At 39.5% G+C, this 18,143-nt stretch carries 10 protein-coding genes, 1 tRNA gene and 1 pseudogene; 4 read left to right on the plus strand and 8 right to left on the minus strand.

Annotation, left to right across the window (positions count from 1 at the left end):
- Positions 1–101: 101 nt before the first annotated feature.
- Both recO and HXT55_RS05650 read right to left on the minus strand, forming a co-directional pair.
- Positions 102–836 carry a DNA repair protein RecO gene (gene recO, locus HXT55_RS05645; RefSeq protein ID WP_004115648.1) on the minus strand — a complete coding sequence of 245 codons (735 nt, stop codon included), beginning with the start codon at positions 834–836 and terminating at the stop codon, positions 102–104.
- Between the two features lie 46 nt (positions 837–882).
- The gene (locus tag HXT55_RS05650) at positions 883–2,409 is read right to left on the minus strand and encodes a DivIVA domain-containing protein (protein WP_014554714.1); all 1,527 of its coding nucleotides are present in this window, start codon (positions 2,407–2,409) and stop codon (positions 883–885) included.
- 148 nt (positions 2,410–2,557) lie between these two features.
- Between HXT55_RS05650 and HXT55_RS05655 the strand changes: the two genes are divergently transcribed.
- Positions 2,558–2,631, plus strand: a tRNA-Val gene (locus HXT55_RS05655).
- 118 nt (positions 2,632–2,749) lie between these two features.
- On the opposite strand, the gene HXT55_RS05660 is transcribed toward HXT55_RS05655, so the two are convergent.
- The 4 genes and pseudogenes from HXT55_RS05660 to HXT55_RS05675 all read right to left on the minus strand — a co-directional run bounded on the left by HXT55_RS05660 (position 2,750) and on the right by HXT55_RS05675 (position 11,494).
- Entirely contained in the window at positions 2,750–3,877 is a 1,128-nt protein-coding gene (locus HXT55_RS05660) for a class C sortase (RefSeq protein WP_421792702.1), read from the minus strand.
- A 288-nt stretch (positions 3,878–4,165) separates the two neighbouring features.
- Entirely contained in the window at positions 4,166–5,818 is a 1,653-nt protein-coding gene (locus HXT55_RS05665; protein WP_064622889.1) for a SpaH/EbpB family LPXTG-anchored major pilin, read from the minus strand.
- A 282-nt stretch (positions 5,819–6,100) separates the two neighbouring features.
- Positions 6,101–9,971 (minus strand): annotated as a pseudogene (locus tag HXT55_RS05670) (Rib/alpha-like domain-containing protein).
- A 572-nt stretch (positions 9,972–10,543) separates the two neighbouring features.
- Positions 10,544–11,494 carry a S16 family serine protease gene (locus HXT55_RS05675; protein ID WP_421792704.1) on the minus strand — a complete coding sequence of 317 codons (951 nt, stop codon included), beginning with the start codon at positions 11,492–11,494 and terminating at the stop codon, positions 10,544–10,546.
- A gap of 219 nt (positions 11,495–11,713) precedes the next feature.
- Between HXT55_RS05675 and HXT55_RS05680 the strand changes: the two genes are divergently transcribed.
- On the plus strand, positions 11,714–13,540 hold the full coding sequence (locus tag HXT55_RS05680; RefSeq protein WP_421792706.1) for a zinc-dependent metalloprotease: 1,827 nt from the start codon (positions 11,714–11,716) through the stop codon (positions 13,538–13,540).
- 125 nt (positions 13,541–13,665) lie between these two features.
- Here the strand turns inward: HXT55_RS05680 and HXT55_RS05685 are convergent, their stop codons facing one another.
- Complete coding sequence (locus HXT55_RS05685; RefSeq protein WP_004575085.1) at positions 13,666–15,249, minus strand: ATP-dependent helicase; 1,584 nt, start codon at positions 15,247–15,249, stop codon at positions 13,666–13,668.
- A 151-nt stretch (positions 15,250–15,400) separates the two neighbouring features.
- Between HXT55_RS05685 and HXT55_RS05690 the strand changes: the two genes are divergently transcribed.
- Together HXT55_RS05690 and HXT55_RS05695 are read left to right on the plus strand one after the other, a co-directional pair.
- Positions 15,401–16,936, plus strand: coding sequence for a phosphotransferase (locus tag HXT55_RS05690; RefSeq protein WP_421792708.1), 1,536 nt, complete (start codon positions 15,401–15,403; stop codon positions 16,934–16,936).
- A gap of 82 nt (positions 16,937–17,018) precedes the next feature.
- The gene (locus HXT55_RS05695; RefSeq protein WP_004112344.1) at positions 17,019–17,243 is read left to right on the plus strand and encodes a DUF3107 domain-containing protein; all 225 of its coding nucleotides are present in this window, start codon (positions 17,019–17,021) and stop codon (positions 17,241–17,243) included.
- Positions 17,244–17,251: 8 nt separating this feature from the next.
- On the opposite strand, the gene HXT55_RS05700 is transcribed toward HXT55_RS05695, so the two are convergent.
- The gene (locus HXT55_RS05700) at positions 17,252–18,139 is read right to left on the minus strand and encodes a PHP domain-containing protein (RefSeq protein ID WP_004115664.1); all 888 of its coding nucleotides are present in this window, start codon (positions 18,137–18,139) and stop codon (positions 17,252–17,254) included.
- Positions 18,140–18,143: the final 4 nt, after the last annotated feature.

Consider the following 18,143-nt stretch of genomic DNA (forward strand, 5'->3'; position numbering starts at 1 on the left):
GCGAGGACAATTATTATAAAATTCAAACAAAAAATTAACAAAAACGCTCACTAAAACGTTCACAAAAACGTTAAATAAGACGCTAAAAAAGCTATATTAAATCACATATTATTTTCTAATAAATGCATTGATTTAATTGGACGCTCAAGATAATATTCACACCACTGCTCAACGCATCTATACGTTAAATAATCAATATCTGTTCCGTCTATATTCTTCCAATCGCCATTAATCAAAGAAATCATTTGAAAACGTGCTAAATCATTACACTTAATTGACTGCAAATCATGATCTTTAGAACACATAACTCCTCCAGAACAAGAGGAAAAATATGATAAATCATCTTTAGTTGCACAAACTACGCATTCATTAAGCATAGGAGACCAGCCGGCTAGTTTTAACGCTCTTAAAACATATGAGAATCCAATTGAATCAGCACTATGCAATCCCCTAGAAAGAGCAGATAAGGCTGCAACTAGCAGATTGTATTGCATACAAGAATCCTGATACTGTGCAGAAGACGAAACCAAATCATCTGCGATTTCAGCAATCATGCTAGCACGACTATACAAATCATAATCAGCACAAATGCTCTCAGCATAAGCAGAAACTAAAACTGCTTGAGAAACAACATCAAAAGTTCTTCCAGTAGCAAAAAGTGCATTCACACGCATAAAAGGTTCTAAACGCGCCCCAAAACGAGATTTTATTTTCCTAACACCTTTTGCAACAGCACGAATCTTACCATGCTTTTTAGTAAGCATAACTACAATTCTATCCGCTTCTCCTAAAGGAAAAGTCTTAAGAACTACAGCCTCATCGTTATACAACGGCATGAAAATCAAAAACTCTTAATCTGCTAATCCAAAGTATTTTTATAGATCAGTTGTGGCTTGGATTCACAAAACCACCGAAATTAGATTCGCCAGTATCATCCAAATCATCTGAATCATTATTGCCAGCATTGTTAGCATTAAAATCTTCAGAAGAAGCATTAAAATGATTCATAACTGGGAATGAAAGATCTGGAATATCTAGATTGAGACTTTGCGACGGCTCAAATTTAGGAGATGCAAGAAGAGACAAATTCAAATCACCAACAGGGTTTGAAGCACTATTCTTTGAATCATTCTTATCATCATCTTTAGTATTAACAGCATTAGCATTAGCAGCATTAACATGATTCTGACTATAAGAATCTTGGCTAGGTGCAGCTGGAATAGCACTGTCTCTTGTATAAGTCTGCGAATAGGAATCTTTCGGAGCATACGATGGTGGGAACGTAGGAGGCATAACAGTAGAAGCCTGAGACATCTCGTCATCAGTATCATCATTAGGCTCTACATTAGCAGAATGAGGCGTAAAAATAGCCCTATCCCCATGGTGCAAATCGTTAAGAGAAGCACCACTATTGTTATCAACACTGTTGTCTACAGGTGCGAAAATGCTTTGCCTATCTTGAGGCATATCTTCAATATGCTGTGCAGAACTATTATCACTACCTGCCACATGCTCAACGACTGGCACACTATCTGCACTAATATGATGCGAATCTACTTCATCAACTGTAGTTCTAGAAAAAATATCATTTGCAACAGGATTATCTGCTTCAACAGTATTTTGAACAGGATTTACTACAAACGAATCCGCATTATGCTCAACGGGAACAGATGGAGGCATAGGATTTGCAGATTGCACAGGCTGTGGCGTCGTCTGACTATATGCTGCGTTAACAGAAGATGCGGCAGCACCATTAGAATCAAAATCTAGGTACTTAGAAACACGATCGTAAGATTCAAGCCTACTAAGCAATCGTATGCAAGCGTTCAAATAATAATCCACTTGACGCTCATCATATCCATGTTTACCAGAACGCTGTGTAAACAACACGTTAGAAACAAACATTGCGTCAATGCCATCAAGATCGCTTGAACTATTACCCCACGTTGGCTTATATCCAAGAAGAATAGAAATCTTATCTAAGGTCTTATTAACAACATTATCGACCTGTTTTTTATCATACGAAGGCTTGCGAGATTGACCAGAATCAAAACGCATCTTGTAATCACGCTGAGAATGATTAAGCAAAACACGGTATTCACTATCGGCTTGTGCTTTCCAAACGATTCTACCGCGATGAGAAATTTCGTATTCGGTTGTTTTATCTACAACAGCACGTTCCAACCTAGAAAGAGCCGCATCAACTTGAGGAATAGCGTATCCTTCATCTTCTAAATCGAAGGACACGTCTTGAATATCTTTTTGTGTAAGACGAATGTCGTCGGACTCATACAAAGAATGGGCACGCTCAAGAAAATCATTAACTTGCTCTACGCTGTAACCCTTCTTGCGCTTACCTACGCGCTCAATACCAGAAGAATTACGCGCAGTATCGGGTTTACTTGCCATAAACAATAGACCTCCTGAACATATCATTATTGAATATACTCTACGCGATTGTTAAGACGCTTCAAAACGCAAAACACAAACTCTGAAAGACACACGCAAATCGCGAATCACGCATCTAGTACACACCATACTGTATCTTGTTTCAAGCGGGCGATTAGCTCAGCTGGCTAGAGCGCCACCTTTACACGGTGGATGTCGGGGGTTCGAGTCCCTCATCGCCCACTTTCCGCTTTTCTTGGTTAGCGTACTTCTCCCATGTTTGTTTATTTTTTCCCCGCGTTTGTTCCCAAAACCACCAAATACGTAAACAATCTCGGGAAAATCGTTCGCGCGTTACGCTTTAATCGCGAAGGCAGGTCTCGCGCAGTATGTGTTTGCCGCGCAAATCTGATTTATTCTTACGCTTTTGTAAGTACCCAGTTACCATGATTGAAATTATCAACAGCGAAAGAATCATAGCAGCTACAAACAGCGTCATCCAAAGCGGCCACTGAAGATGATCTTCTGGAGCGTGCGCTGGGTCCGGCAGCACGCGATACCCCGTAACCAGTAGCCTATGCGAGTTCACACCATACGGCGTGCATGTAAGCAAAGTCGCCAAATCGCGCCCAGGCTCACGCTGCAGCAAACTGATATCCTGCGGGTTTACAACACTAATGCGAAACACCCTGTAGCGCATTGTATCGCCCTGTACATCAATGTAGAAGTAGTCTCCACGCTTCATGTCGATTAAACCGTCAAACATGGTTGCTGTAGGCAATCCAGTATGAGCTGTAATAACGGTATGCCTGTTTTTGCCGCCCACAGGTAAATCTGTACCATACAAATGCCCTGCTCCGCGAGCTAGAACATCGCGCGAAGTGCCATGATAAATTGGTAGTTTTACGCCAATTTTCGGGATTTTTATGATTCCCATAATTCCCATTGGTTCGTCTAGTTGTTTGATATATGACTTATAGTCTACTGTTTTTTTGTAATTGTCACTGCCGTCATACGGGTCGGCTGTAAAGAATTTTTTTCTGCGCGCATTGTATTTTCGCGCACTTCTTAGAATAGATTCTCGCACGCCAGCGGCCTGATTGTAACTTACTTTGTCGTAATCTATAGAAATTTGTTTAGACACGTGGTTGTTCCACAGTGTTGACGCCACTGGGTAGCTGAAGAACAATACGCCTGCTAGCACTAACGCAATCGGCTCTATAATGCGATGTATAAAGGTTTTTTGTGTTTTTAAGTTTTTCTGTGTTTTTTGGTTTATTTTTTTGCTTGAGTTGGATCGTGGAGTTTGCTCTTCGGTTGCTAGCGACTTTTCCGCAGCCACGCCACTCGCACCAGCCACATTGCTCGTGCTAGCCACACTGCTCGTGCTAGCCACACTGGAGGTACGCTTCGCCTTATTCTTAAACAATTTAGCAACAGCGCGCTCGCTCAACAAGCGGCACCAATTGCTAATATCGGCTAGCTTCATAACTCCTCCAAGCTCAAGCTATTTAATGAAAGATAATATTTGGTTTGATTTTGCTACAAACGCAGTGGGATTTTGTGCTTTTTGTTGCTCAAAACGGCAAAATTAACAACAAAATCGGGAAAAACTTACCGAAAATGTTGCTTAAAACCACAAAATCAACAACAAAAAGCGGAAAACGACGGGTTTTGTTGCTTTAACAGTCCACATAGGATTGAGTCTAGGGTTTTTGCCCTAGACTCAATCGTTATAGACTCAATCGTTTATGATTTACTCATCAAACTGAGCAAATCAGGCAGCCTGTTCTTCTTCCTTCTTGCGATTGTTGCGCATGTACATGAATGTACCAGCGCCAACCAAGCCCAAACCGATGATGGCGAAGATAATCACGCCGTAAGCACCAGTCTTAGGAAGCTTGAACCAGTGGTCGATGTTATTGCTCGTTGGAACATCCTTGAACGAGTAAATAAACGTCTGCGATTGAGTATCATACTTAGCATCTTTTGTATACTCCGTAGGAATATTAACTTCTTCAACCTTTGGAGCCAAAACATAGTTGTCTGGAGCCTTAGTTTCCACAACGTAGAACGTTTGTCCAACCTTTGCCTTAAACCCATCTGCTGTCAAACCAGTCTTATCAGCAGTTTCAGTATCAGCAAAGCCCTTAGAAGACTTACTCTTGCACTTATCATCTGCACGAGAAACATCAGCCGCACAAGCGTCAGCATCATTTTTCTTTGCAAACACAGCAAACTTAGCACCCCTAAGACCTTCAGTTGCGTTAGTACTGCTTACCTTCTTAATCTTGAATTTAACAAGAGTTACCTTGGAATCTGAACCTGGGTTTGGGTTAACAGGCTTTGGCTTTTCATTTTCAGGAGTACCTTTCTTATATCCTGGCTGATAACCATACTTGTTAACGAGTTCGCCAGAATCAACTCCTTCTTTAAGAGTGAATTTAAGATCAACAGTTAACTTTGCATTTGGCGAAGTCTTAAGAGCCGTAGCAATTTCACCAAGACCTGTATCTGTAAACGATACGGTAATACGCTTACGATTATTATCATCAGGCGTATTACTAACTGCTACTATATACTTATCCTCTTTGCCTTTAGTATTCGTAATTTCAGAATTACCGATCTTAACTTTCTGCACAACGTTCGCATTGGCATCATATGCTTTAGCCAACGCATCATCCCACACAGCAAAGCCCTGATAATCATCAGCCGTACGATCTTTAACAGGCGTACCACTATTTGTGACTACAGAAGTTGAAATGGTATATAGCAAATCATCCTTTGTGCCAACCATTCCCTTAGTATCAACAGTCTTCTTAATAGCATCCTTAGTATATGCATTCTTAGGATCGACAGTTGGATTGTAATTATATTCTGTGCCTTTTTTGCCACTGGTTATCTCTGGAATAGTCATGAAGAATGGTTCTGGAAGCTTTTCGTATCCATCTGGAACACTAACTTCTTCAACTTTGTATAAGCCAATTTGAAGATTACTGAACGTTGCAATACCATCATTGGTAGTTTGTTCTGGTAATGCAGCACCTAAATCAGTATCTTTCAAAGAACTAGGATTTGCGTTAAGAGATGGGACTTTAGCAGCAACTTTTAGCCAATCATCATACTTCTTAAGATCAATAGCACTACCATCTATTTTGCTAACTGGAGTTACCTTAAACTTTGCACCAGTAACCTTTGTTTTCTTTGTCTGCACACCTTGGTCATTGGTTTCATCCTTGTACTTGGTGATTGTAATGGTACCAGTCTTGGAGGCAGCAGATTTATCCCACGGTGCAGGATCAGTACTAGATGCTGCAGGTGTTACAGCCCAAGCGGAGCTGCCAGCCACCACGGCGCCAGCGACGCACAGCGTGCCAGCCATTGCGAGCGAGGCGATTGCCGCCACGCATTGCTTAGTTATCTTGTTCATAATTTCTCCTTTTTTATTGCTCTTTCGAGCAGGTTTAAGAGATAAGTTTTCTGTTTTGTGTTGCGCACGGTCGGCGGAGCCATTGCAAGCTGCATGAACTCTGCTGTCGGCGTATAAGATTTGCGCCGCGCGCAGCAAGATTAAATCCGAACCATGCTTCGGCATAATTGCCGTCACTGCGTAACGCAGCTGCGTAACGTCACTATGTAACGCAACTACGCAATGCAATTGCCAACACATGGAACGTTGACACTGCAGTTTTTGCGCTGCAGAAAATTTTCATCAGCATCGCCACCTTTCAATGCGCCATTTTCTAGCGGTTTTGCGGATAAAAACTTTAATAATATTGATAACCTCAGCGATGAGCGCACGTCCCCACTTGCTTTGGATCAAGCAGCAACGCAATAAACATCAGAGAAGTGCCAACAAACACAACACCACTAAGAAGCATGTTCCAGTTCATGCCGCCCGTCTTTGGTAATTTGAACGGTTCCACCACGTACACTGGGAAGAATAACACTGTAACATCCTTGCCATTTACAGCATTACCAAGGTTAAGTTTTACGCCGTTACGACTATGCGAATGAGTGTCCAGATTATTGTTAACGTAAGCTTTTTCAAGAGACTTCTTCATAGTAAACATAGCGCAATAGTATTCGCCCGTTTTTGTAGGAGCAATTTTGTTCGTAATAGACGCACGTGTGCGCTCCATAGTATTACCACTATTACTGTCAACATAATCGTTATACAAGTAGTCGCTCGTGTTTGAATTGCAGTTTTTGTTCTTCCTGCAATCCTCATTCTGCTTAAAGCTAGAGTGCTTCCATTCTTTTCTATTCGCCCCTAATTGGAAGTTAAGACCAGGCAGATTCTCGTGCCAGTAATTTTCACCTTTCTTTGTGCACAACATCTTTTGGTAAATTGGTCCAACCTCAGTTTCAGCCCAAGAATCAATACCCATGTCGTGCACAAGACCAACGCCACGCATGACTGTAACGCCAGCGGCTTTATCGATTCCAGCAAGATCTTTAGATGTGCTTATCCACGCACCAGAAACAGAGTTGTCGCTTGCATTATATTGCGAACGCAACTGCATCTTTATATCTGGATTATGAAGATTTGGTCTAGTAACCTTCACTTTAGCGTAGATAGGGTGGTTCTTGTTGATTGAGCCATCGCCGTCCGAAGTAGAACCGTCTGGGTAGTGCACAACAACCTCTGCCAAGTATTCGCCAGCATCTTGCCACTTTGTTGGACGGAAGGTTACAGCGCCGTATTCGCGGCTTGAATTAGGGTCTTTATCTTTTGCTTCATCCTTGCCTTCAGACTTATTGCTTTCGCCGTCTTCAAACTGAGACCAAGTCTCAACCTCTTGTTTCAACGTAAACTTATTAGACTGTTTCTTGTCATCTACTTTTCTAAGTAACTTCTTGATACTAAACCACGTGCCCTTTGGAAGAGGCGTATCGTTATCAACAACGCCTTCTAAATCAGCATCTGGAACACCGTTAGCGTTTTCCGTCTTGCCGCCAACAGTAATCTTCTTCATGCTCTTAGGCTGATCTGTACTTATATTACCTATAGAACCACTAGGCACACTGCCAGCAACAAACTCAGGAATCTTTGTATAAGTAGGGTTGTACTTTTGGTTGTCTTTAAGCTTCACTTTAAAGTAGAAACTGCCATCATTCCAATCTTTACCCTTTGAATTCTTAATATCACCCTGAGTACCATAATTAGCAAATAGCATTTTCTTATAAAAAACACTTCCGCCAGTGTCATTGCCAATTATGTCATCGAAACCCTTAAGACTATCAGCATTGTTAAAAGCAAATACGCGACACTCATACTTACCGCTTTTCTTAGGCGTTCCAGTAATAATCGCGCGAGAACGAGCCATAGTATTAGTGTTGTACTCATCTTTAGTTAAATATGAGTACTTAAAATCATTAAGATTACAGTTTTTATTATTCCTGCACTTGTTTTCTTCATCTTCTGTAGCGATTTTCCATTGATGAAAAGCTGTAAACTTTAATCCGTTAACATCACCAACAGACTTGTTTTTCGCTTCATCCCACTTAAGAAGCGTATAATTATCCTTATTTTCTTCGTGGCAAATAGCGCGGAATTTAATCGGATACTTATTGTTAGCAGACCACGCGTCAGGTATAAGAAGCCTATTCTTGTCTATCGGCTTATCTTTATCGAGATTCGTGTAATGATCCGTATGATACGAACCATAAGTAATACGGTCGGAATAGTTACTACCGTAATCGTGCATACCTGCACCCTCAGCAATAGAAAAACCTAAGTCGTTATTGCCTACAGTAAGTGGAGTTACTTTAACGTGAGCATAAACCTGACCATTATCCTTAGTACTTGAACCATCAGGATAGTAAGCAATTACAGGAGTATCATAATTCTTAGGATCTTGAGGTTTACTTGGAGTAAAAGTTACTTCACCAGTACTAGCATTAGTCATTTTTGACCAAGAAAGCACTGGACTCGAATACTTATTATTTGTACCAAGCTCAAACCTAGTACCTTTCGGAAAATCACCTTTAGTAATCCCCTCATTTTTTGGAACCGACGTAATTGATTTTCCAGCTTGCACCTGTTTTTTATCATAATCTGGATACACAGGCTTATAAAAATGAGACATAGGCCAAACATGGAATTTAGCTACAACCGTCTCTGAAAAAGGCTGAGTATGATTACAGTTGTACTTATTTGGATTAGGGTACGTTACTTTAATCGGTATATAAACTGTATGATTCTTATGCGAATTCGCTGGGTTAAAATACACTTTACCTGTGGACTTGTCAATCCACGCATGACCTTGTTGCAAAGTCTCTGGCTTCGGACTATTAGGATCATCAAAAGTAACTTGAGCATTGTAACTCTTATTGTTATCAAAATAAGAGTTACCATCAATAGAATAAGTAAGATTCTTAGGAATATGATCGTATAGTTTACCTCTTTTATGATCACTACCATAATCAGGAACAAAACTACCCTTATTATTGAAGTAATCACCATCATTCTCTTGCCAGTGACCATCATCAGTATAAGCTCTCACAGAAGAAGCTTGACGAGGCTGCGAATCCTCCGACTCCTCAAAATGCAACCCACCAGGCTTAGTTGGATCGGTACTATTATCCCACTCCACGTTATCTGGTATGCCATCACCATCATGATCATAAGGACCATAAGTTGCATAATCACGCTCATGAGATTGAGCATTAGTAGACTGGTATCCAGCAATAATAGGCATGTAACGAATATCAGTACCATCTGGCACATCTGCAGTAATAACCCAACGGTAGCAAGTCGTAGAATTAGCACTTTCATATGAACGCAGCATTATACCAAAGTCGCCATTGTCATGCCACTTCTTTATTTCGCATAAACTGTAATTCTTAAATTTAGACTCAGAATCAACATTATATCCACAGCCAAAATGACCATTACCAACAGTATCTTCCCATTGATCATTAAAATCGCTCTTACCATACGTATAATGCCAACGAGAAATTGTCCAAGTATGCCCCCAATATTTATCCCAAGTTTTCATTGTTTCTGGTGTGTCATTATCATTCTGAGTTGACCAGGTATTCCACTTTTTCTCGTAAAGGTTTCGCCTATCTCTTTTCACTCTAATAGTGTCTGTAATAAGCTGTTTTGGAAGATCTACGTAAAAAGTGACTCGCGCTGGAATACGCTGTCTAGGCTGAGGATCTAAATGCTCAAGAAAAGCATAGTTAAAATATATTTCATACTTCACATGAGTACCACTAGAGTCCTTAGTAAGCGTTGGCGTAATATGAATATTTTCAACAGCATTACCAATACCATTACCATTAGCAGTAAAATATCCATAGCCACCATACGACCACATAACCTGCGCAGCGCTTGCAGGCTTAGCTGGCACAACGAGAACAGCAAGAATAGTCGCCACGGCAACAATCAACGCAAGAGCCGCGCTACGAATGTAATACAATTTAGAAGCGTTAGCACTAGAGCACCATTCAGTGCACCTTTTAGATTTTAGCGAAGTTATAGAATCACTAGCATCGTCAATCGCACGATGACGGTTAACAAAACTACAAGCTGCACATATAAGGTTAGAGAAACAGCCATGAAGCCGTGACATTCTAACGCCTCGATTTCTTAAAATCTAAAAGCTGCTCGAATACTCATGCTTGTTGGTTTTATAAGCCAACAAGCATTGCCCGGGGTGCAGAACACTGCATTGCAAGCAAAAAGCGCGCAATCAAGTTACGTAAATAAACGTAAGCCGACTCGAAACTACTGATGAAAACTATTGTGCAAGCGTTAAATAAACGTAAGCATACCTAGCTTCCCCAAAACCAGTAGTTAAATTCGCTCCAAACGCTCAAATGCAAAATAATACAGTGCACTACTGCAAAGCACGTATACAGTTGTACCCCCCCCCCATAGGAAAATTCAAGGAAAATCTACACATTTTTTAACATTCGTAAAAATTCCTAGATTCTATAAAGATCACCATAAAATACGTTAAAAATATATTGGAAACTTTATATTTTTCGCTTTTAGCATCGAAATTATCACACTCGGCGTGTCTTAAAACACAATATGCAGCACTTTGCATAATAAAACATACTAAATATAGGATTTTCGATAATAGAAATAAAGAGTTAAAGAAATAAAGAGTTAAAAATGAAGCAACACCTTCTACACCTTCTACATCTTCGCATTACACGTTTTAAAAGACTTTATACTTTTACCAGCTTTAATTTTCTCCAACGCTTTATACGCATCATCTAAAGTCTTAACGCTTACTACGTTTAAACCTTGCGGAATATTGCCAACCACCTCATCGCAATTGCTATTTGGCGCTAGAAACCATCTTGCACCATCTCTTTTAGCAGATATCATCTTTAAACGAATTCCGCCGATTGCCCCAACTTTCCCATTATTATCAATGGTTCCCGTGCCTGCTATTGTTTTGCCGCCAGCCAAATCTACGCCAGTTAACTTGTTTAAAATACCCAAAGCATACATCATTCCTGCAGAAGGACCGCCAATATCGTCTATATGCATCTTAACTTTTACGTTTTTTACATTCACATTAAGATGTTTCTTCGCATAATCCAAAGCCGCCACTTGCGCAGAAGATTGCGAGGAAGTCATCTGCTTATTTGTTTCTTTTTTATAATCACTTGCATTTTGATTTACAGGTACTAACACCTCACGCGGCAAAATCTGCTTTTTTGAATCAAACCAAGATAAAACAGCGTAAATATTTGGAATCTCATACCCTGGCACTCCAGACGTATTTACTGTGACTAAAAGCAATTTGCCACTTTTTGAATGCGATTTTAAACCCGAAACAGCTGAAGCAGCTTTTTTATTAGGATTATTAGGATTATTAGGATTATTAGGATTATCTACGTTTATCACATATTTTCCAGAAGATTTTCCTAAAACGTCTTGAGTTGGTCCTGGTTCTTCAACAACATATGCGCTAGGAAGAAAAAGCACAATAATCGCAAGAATACCAATGATTAGTCCAATAAAATACTGCACGGATTTTGAAGAAAAATATTTAACAAAATAATTAAAAACTCTACTCGTAAAACTTATAACAGTCATACATCCATTATTAAAAACAGCAAATATCTTATTAGTCATAAGAAATAATTCTATACTCAAGCCATACGCATAACGGAATTAGGATTCATTCAAAATATTAAATTAAAAAAGTTACTTAAATTATTGATTTATTGAATGAAAATTGCCGTATATCAGGTAGAATCTGTAATAAGCTGCAAAAAGTCACACTAATAAATGAATACGAAATAACGTAGAAAATATTAGATGACTTTTAACTAAGACTGTAAGGACTTAACTATGAGCGAAGAAGAAATTCACCAGTGGCTCGTCGACTGCTTTGGTTCTGAACAAGGCGAAAAAGCATGGCACAACTTTGAGAACCTCCCTTTTGACATACGCGAACACATCAAGGAAAGGTGTGGAATTGGAGGACTTCCGACACCAGGCGAAGTTCACGCCATGATGCAAGCTTTTTCTACAGGAGGATTAAACAATCCTCTTGAAATGAGAGTGACTCTCGAAGACGGTCCAATAAATAAAAAGCTTGCACAATCTATCGCTATTCAAAGATCAACAAGCGACGGAGGAACCGTAAACGCTGAAGTTGCAGACTGTGCCAGAAGAGCACTTAGCCAAGCAAACTTGTGGCTAGACACAAGTTGCAACTTAAATCCTGCGCCAGGAACACCTGATATTCTTTCTAGATCTGATTGGATTGAAGGAACAATAGATTCGTGGGTTAAATTCGCGAACCCTGTTGCAAAATCTGTGTGCGAGGCGTTTACAAGCGTAATATCCGCAAGATTCGGCGATTCACAAGATACAGAAGTGGATGGCATATACGATGGAATTATGCCAATCCCTATGCCAGATGAGGTAAAACAACCTGACCAGTTTATGAGATTGCTCGGAAATACATCTTTTGCTATGCAACTAGGATACGCTGCTGGAGCATTATCTCACGAGGTTCATGGAAGCTTCGATCAAGGTATAGCATTACTTAACAATCCAGCTGGAGGTCTTATTCCGTACAATTGCATAGATTATGCAAAAACCTGGGGATTAGACGTAACAGAAGTTATGAATTATCTTGCCTTACGTGAACTTGCACACGCTCGCTTGTTTGCGTCTGTACCATGGCTTATGCCACGTTTTGAAGCTCTGATTATAAAGTATGCAGATGGTATTTCTATTGACTTAGATGCTGTAGAAGACCAGCTTAGAGATATTCAAGAAATGGATCCAGAAGCTGTTTCTGGAGCGGTAGATATTTCTAAAGTTGCAGATACAGACACGGAGGGTCAAAAACAGGCTCTTAGAGGATTGGAAACACTTCTTGCTCTTACAGAAGGTTGGGTTGATTGCGTTATTTGGCGTGCTGGAATGGCACATATTCCACACATCGATCAACTTAGAGAGATGATGAGACGCGAGCGCGCTGCAGGTGGACCTTCGGAAATAACTTTTGAATCTCTTATCGGATTGAGATTAAGACCGCGCAGAATGCGAGAAGCTGCAGCATTATGGGATTCGATCACAAGCGAAAAAGGCATTGAGGAGCGAGACTCTATGTGGAATCATCCTGATCTTTTGCCTGATTTACCAGAGTCTCAGGATGAGGAAAGCGCAAGTGATAAAAAAACGAATACTACAGATGAAAATAGCACAGATAATAATAAGCAAATAGATTCTGCAGATTCTACAAACAAAGATGAGGCAAGCAAATCCTATGAGGCTGATTCTACAGATAATGAAGAGTCGTCAGCTTCTAAGATTGATAACGACGAGTCTGAACATGAAAATTCTTATGAAAATAAGAAAAATGATAATGTTGAGACTAATGCTGAAATTAATGCTGAGTCTAATTCTGAATCGGAAACTGAAACAAATAAAGAGTCAAAAGAATCAAGCATGAATATGCCTAATTTGGAAGACTTCAAGAATAGTGAAGATTTAGAAAAGAAACTCAAAGATGTGAATTGGGACGATGAATTAAGCAAACTGTTAGCATCTAATGACACGTCTGACGACGAATCTGATGACGCAAACAACAATGCTGACGAAGATTCAGATAACGGTGAAACTGATTCTGATTCAAATCCCGATTCAGATATAAATAAATAATAAGTGAATAATAAATAAATAAATAATAAATAACAATAAATAAATAACAAATGAATAATAAATGAATAGAAATAATAAAACAGAGCGGAAAAACTTGCGATTTTCTTAGAATTATTTTAAACAAATTATTCTAAGAAATGACTTACAGTTCTTTGCATACCACTTCCATAATCCTTGCAAAGAGCGTAAGAAATATGCAAGGTTTTTTCCGCTCTTGTTATTGCAACATACATAAGTCTGCGTTCTTCTTCATCCTCATCTTCACTTCTACTAACAGAAGATCCAAAAGGAAGAAGACCTTCAGAACAGCCAACCAAAAAAACGTGTTTAAATTCCAAACCTTTAGACGCGTGAATTGTAGATATAGTTACAGGAAGTAAAGATTTTTTAATTAAATCAACATGCTTCTTTTCGGAAACATTATCTACAAACTTATTATCTGTATCAGCAAAGGATAAGTCGCCAGCAACCGATGAATTGGAATTGCTTACTTCTGTATTATCTATATTATTATCGAGCACATCAGGTTGAAGACCAGCATCTTTTTTAACAGAAAAATGTAAGCCCAAGCTACCTAATGTTCTACAAAACATATTCTGCTGAACATTAGTGCGCGTAAGAATAGCAAAATCCGTAGGAAGCGCATCCCCCGATTTAACAGCTTTAGAAATCTGCTGAGCAACAGAAAGAGCCTCATCGTAATCAGTATTATAAATACTTTTGGAAACGCGAGCGCCACCCTTAATATTTGATTTTAATTTTAAATAATCACGCCTACACGCAGATTGTGAAAGAACACGATTAGCAAGACCAACAATACGTTCTGTAGACCTGTAATCCGTATTCAAACTAATATCCGCGTAGATTGGTGCAAATTCTTTTGGAAACTCAAGTAAATCGTAGCTACTAGCACCAGCGAAAGAATAGATGGTTTGGGCAGGATCTCCAACAACGCAAATATTGCGGTTATCGCCCAACCATAGTACAAGAAGCTCATGTTGCAACGGCGAAACATCCTGATACTCATCAACAGTAACCCAACCTATTAAACTACGAATCTGTTTAGCAGCATTAGGGAAAGATCTTAAAATATGACAGGTTAAAAGGAGCAAATCGTTAAAATCAATAAGATTACGCGTATTTTTTTCAATCTCGTACGCTTTATAAACTTCTACGAATTGTTTAACATCTAAGCCCGCAGGGAGTTCTCTATGAACACAAGCATATGCTTTCGCATAATCATCTGGTGCAATAAGCGAAACTTTCGCCCAATCAATTTCTGAAATAATATCTCTTATTTGCACAGACGTCATATTTGCAAGATCTGTGTAATGAATCAATGCTTGCTCTGTAACTTCTTTAGGATCATCCATTATTCTTGGAAAAGGAGCTGAGCACACTGAATCCCATACCTTACGTAAATGTTTTAATGCTGCAGAATGAAAAGTTGCAACAGTCGCATTATTAACACCTAATTTTTTAAGACGTTCTTGCATTTCTTTAGCAGCCTTTACAGAGAAAGTTACCGCCAAAACGCGATTTTCATCCCATTCTCCTTTAGCACACGCATACGCTATTCTGCGTGTAATAGTGCGAGTTTTACCAGCACCAGCGCACGCCACAATGCGAACAGGACCATTTAACGCCATGGCTGCTGCACGCTGTGAATCATCTAAATCATTCAATAATGACTCTGGAGAAGAAATCATATTTCTATTGTTACAGCAAACAAAGAAAAAATAAAAGATTAAAACACAAATGTGGTTAAAGGTTATTTGACTATATCTCGCTGCTTTGTATTACTGTTGAACTGTGACACAGATAAGCAGATTCAAGTTGGTAGCGCTGGCCTCATCGGTCATGCCAGAAGTACAATTCGCCGGAACCCGCCAAAGTGAGCAGGCAAACGCCACCGATGCCGCTGCGGGAATATCTCATGCCGTTATTCAAGACGTTTCTGGTAACCTTTATGACATTTTTGTAAGCTCCGAGAAAAAAGGGCAAAAACGCTTACACGACAGAGCTAGAGCAGCATGGGTGCTGCAAAAAACCAAAGGACTTGCAGCTCTTGGATTTGCACACGAAGAAATGCTTAAGTTTGTTCCTGGCTCCCTTTCAAACCAGAACAATCAAAATACGCAAAATACAAAAGCTGCGCAATCTACACAATCTACACAAGAAGATAACCAATCTGATTCAAACAGCTTATATGGCGAAAGACTTGGACAGGCAGATTTTAATAATCCAACAGTATTGATTTGCCCACATTTAAACGGAAGCGCTAGAGAATTAAGCCTTCTTACAACAGACGATTGCGTAAACGCTGGCACAGCCATGGGCGCAATTCACCGACTAAGCCCAGCATTTTTAACAAAAGGCGGCTACCCTACTTTTACTACTGGTCAGATTCGAGCACAATTAACATCTTGGATTAAAAGGCTACGTCAAGCTGGTCACATTCCTACTGAAATCACCGATAACTGGTCCAGAGTGCTTGAAACCGATGGATTGTGGGCATTTGACACTTGCCCTGTTCACGGCGGTTTTAAAGATGGAGATTTTCTATTTTCTGGATCTACGATTACTGCAATAACCAATTGGCAGAGCATGCAAATCAACGATCCTGCGCGAGATTTAGCGTGGATTTTTGCAAAACTTAATGAACAGCATAGGAATGCACTTCTTAGCGCTTACGGAAGAATGCTAGGAGCCAGATTAGACAGCATGATTATGCTTCGCGCAAACCTATGGCTTCAAATGGAGCAGGTTGGCGACTTTGTTCAAGCTTTGCAGCGTGCGGATACAACTGGGATCATGCGCTTTAAAGCACAAGTAGAACGTCTTGCTCACGAGCTTACGCGTATAAACAATTCTAGAAACGCAAATGCTAATCAAAACAACAATTCAAGCGCAAATCCTGCGTCTTCTCTAACTGTAGGAGATATAGTTAAAGACGATACTATTGAATCTTCTGATGCCACAAATGAGAGCAATATAAGTGCTAAAAGTCAGACAATTGCTTTAAACAGCAATAACGACAGCACGAGTGAAAACCCTACAAAAGTGAACTATTCAAATTCACAAGCGCAAGAAGATTCTTACAAAGAGTCTGATAATACGAATGCTACTAAAACTACATCTGTTGCTGATAATCTAGAAACACAAGTTATAAATAGCATTATCAATAACGCCAATAATAGTAACAAGAATAGTGACGGAAGCATCGAAAGCAAGTTCGAGAGCAATAACAGCATCGAAAGCAAAGATAACAATGTAGAAAATACTGGCAAAAATAACAATGAAGATTTAGATAAGCCAGCAACTATTATTATCCCAATGCTAAAAGATGCAGATCAAGCTATTAAAGATGCTAAAGACAAACTGAGTAATTCGTAAATACTAAATATTAGATGCTAAATATTAAGTAAAATCAAAGAAACCAATTATTAAAAGTATCAAAAGTATTAAAGGAAACAAAATGAAGGTAACAATCGGAGTTAAACACGTAAACGACACTATCAGCTTTGAATCAGAACAAAGCGAAGAAGACGTGCAGAATATTATAACCAATGCAATCAAAGACGAAAAATTAATCACCATTACAGATAAAAATAACAGGAAAATTGTTGTACCTAGCAACTCTTTTGCCTATGCAATAATCGGAGATACCCCAACACACACTGTTGGTTTCAACGCATTGTAATTACAAAACTAGCGATTTAGGATTTTACTCACTACTTCGTCGCTAGTTGTTTCTTCACCAAGACTATTTGGTTTCCCGCTTCCGTGCCAATCAGAGCCGCCAGTAACAAGCAAATCCAAGTCTTTTGCTAATCCAAATAGTCTTTGTCTTTGCGTTAAAGAATTACCACGATGATACACTTCTAAACCATCGAGACCTAAACTAGCGTAATGAGCAATTTGAGAGTCTGAAAGAATAACAAGATTCCTACTATAATCCGCAGGATGTGCAATAACGCTTACTCCCCCAGCATGTTTAATAACTTTAATAACTTCATCAACGCTGGGAGATGGCGTAGGAATGTAATAAGGTCCATGAGGCGCTACTGGCCCTGCAAAAGCCTGAGATCTTGTTTCAAAAACACCTGCAGCAACCAATGCATCTGCAATATGTGGTCTGCCAATCGTAGTCAGATTCCCTTTACCTGCTTGATCAAGAACATCTTGCCAAGTAATCGGAAAATCGTGCGACATAAGCTCCACCATTTTACGCGTACGATTTAAACGACGTTTCCTTGTTAAATCAAACATTTCAATAATGCACTCGTCGTTTGGATTATAACGATAAGCAAGCATATGAACAGATATATTACCTTCTACAGATGTGATTTCGGATCCAAAAATAACTGGAAAATCCGCAATATTAGCAGCTTCTTTAAAATCACTCCAACCAGCAGTAGTATCGTGATCTGTAATAGCCACACCTTTAAGACCAATAGTTTTAGCTTCATTTACCAAATCTTCTGGCGACTTTGTACCATCGGAATAAAAGGTATGACAATGCAAATCCCAACCAGAATTATTCTCATCAGGGTTTGCAAAAAAATCAATATCAGCGCTAGTGCTAGTTACAGTCATACAA

The sequence above is a fragment of the Gardnerella sp. KA00718 genome (genome assembly GCF_049244285.1).
Lineage (GTDB): Bacteria > Actinomycetota > Actinomycetes > Actinomycetales > Bifidobacteriaceae > Bifidobacterium > Bifidobacterium vaginale.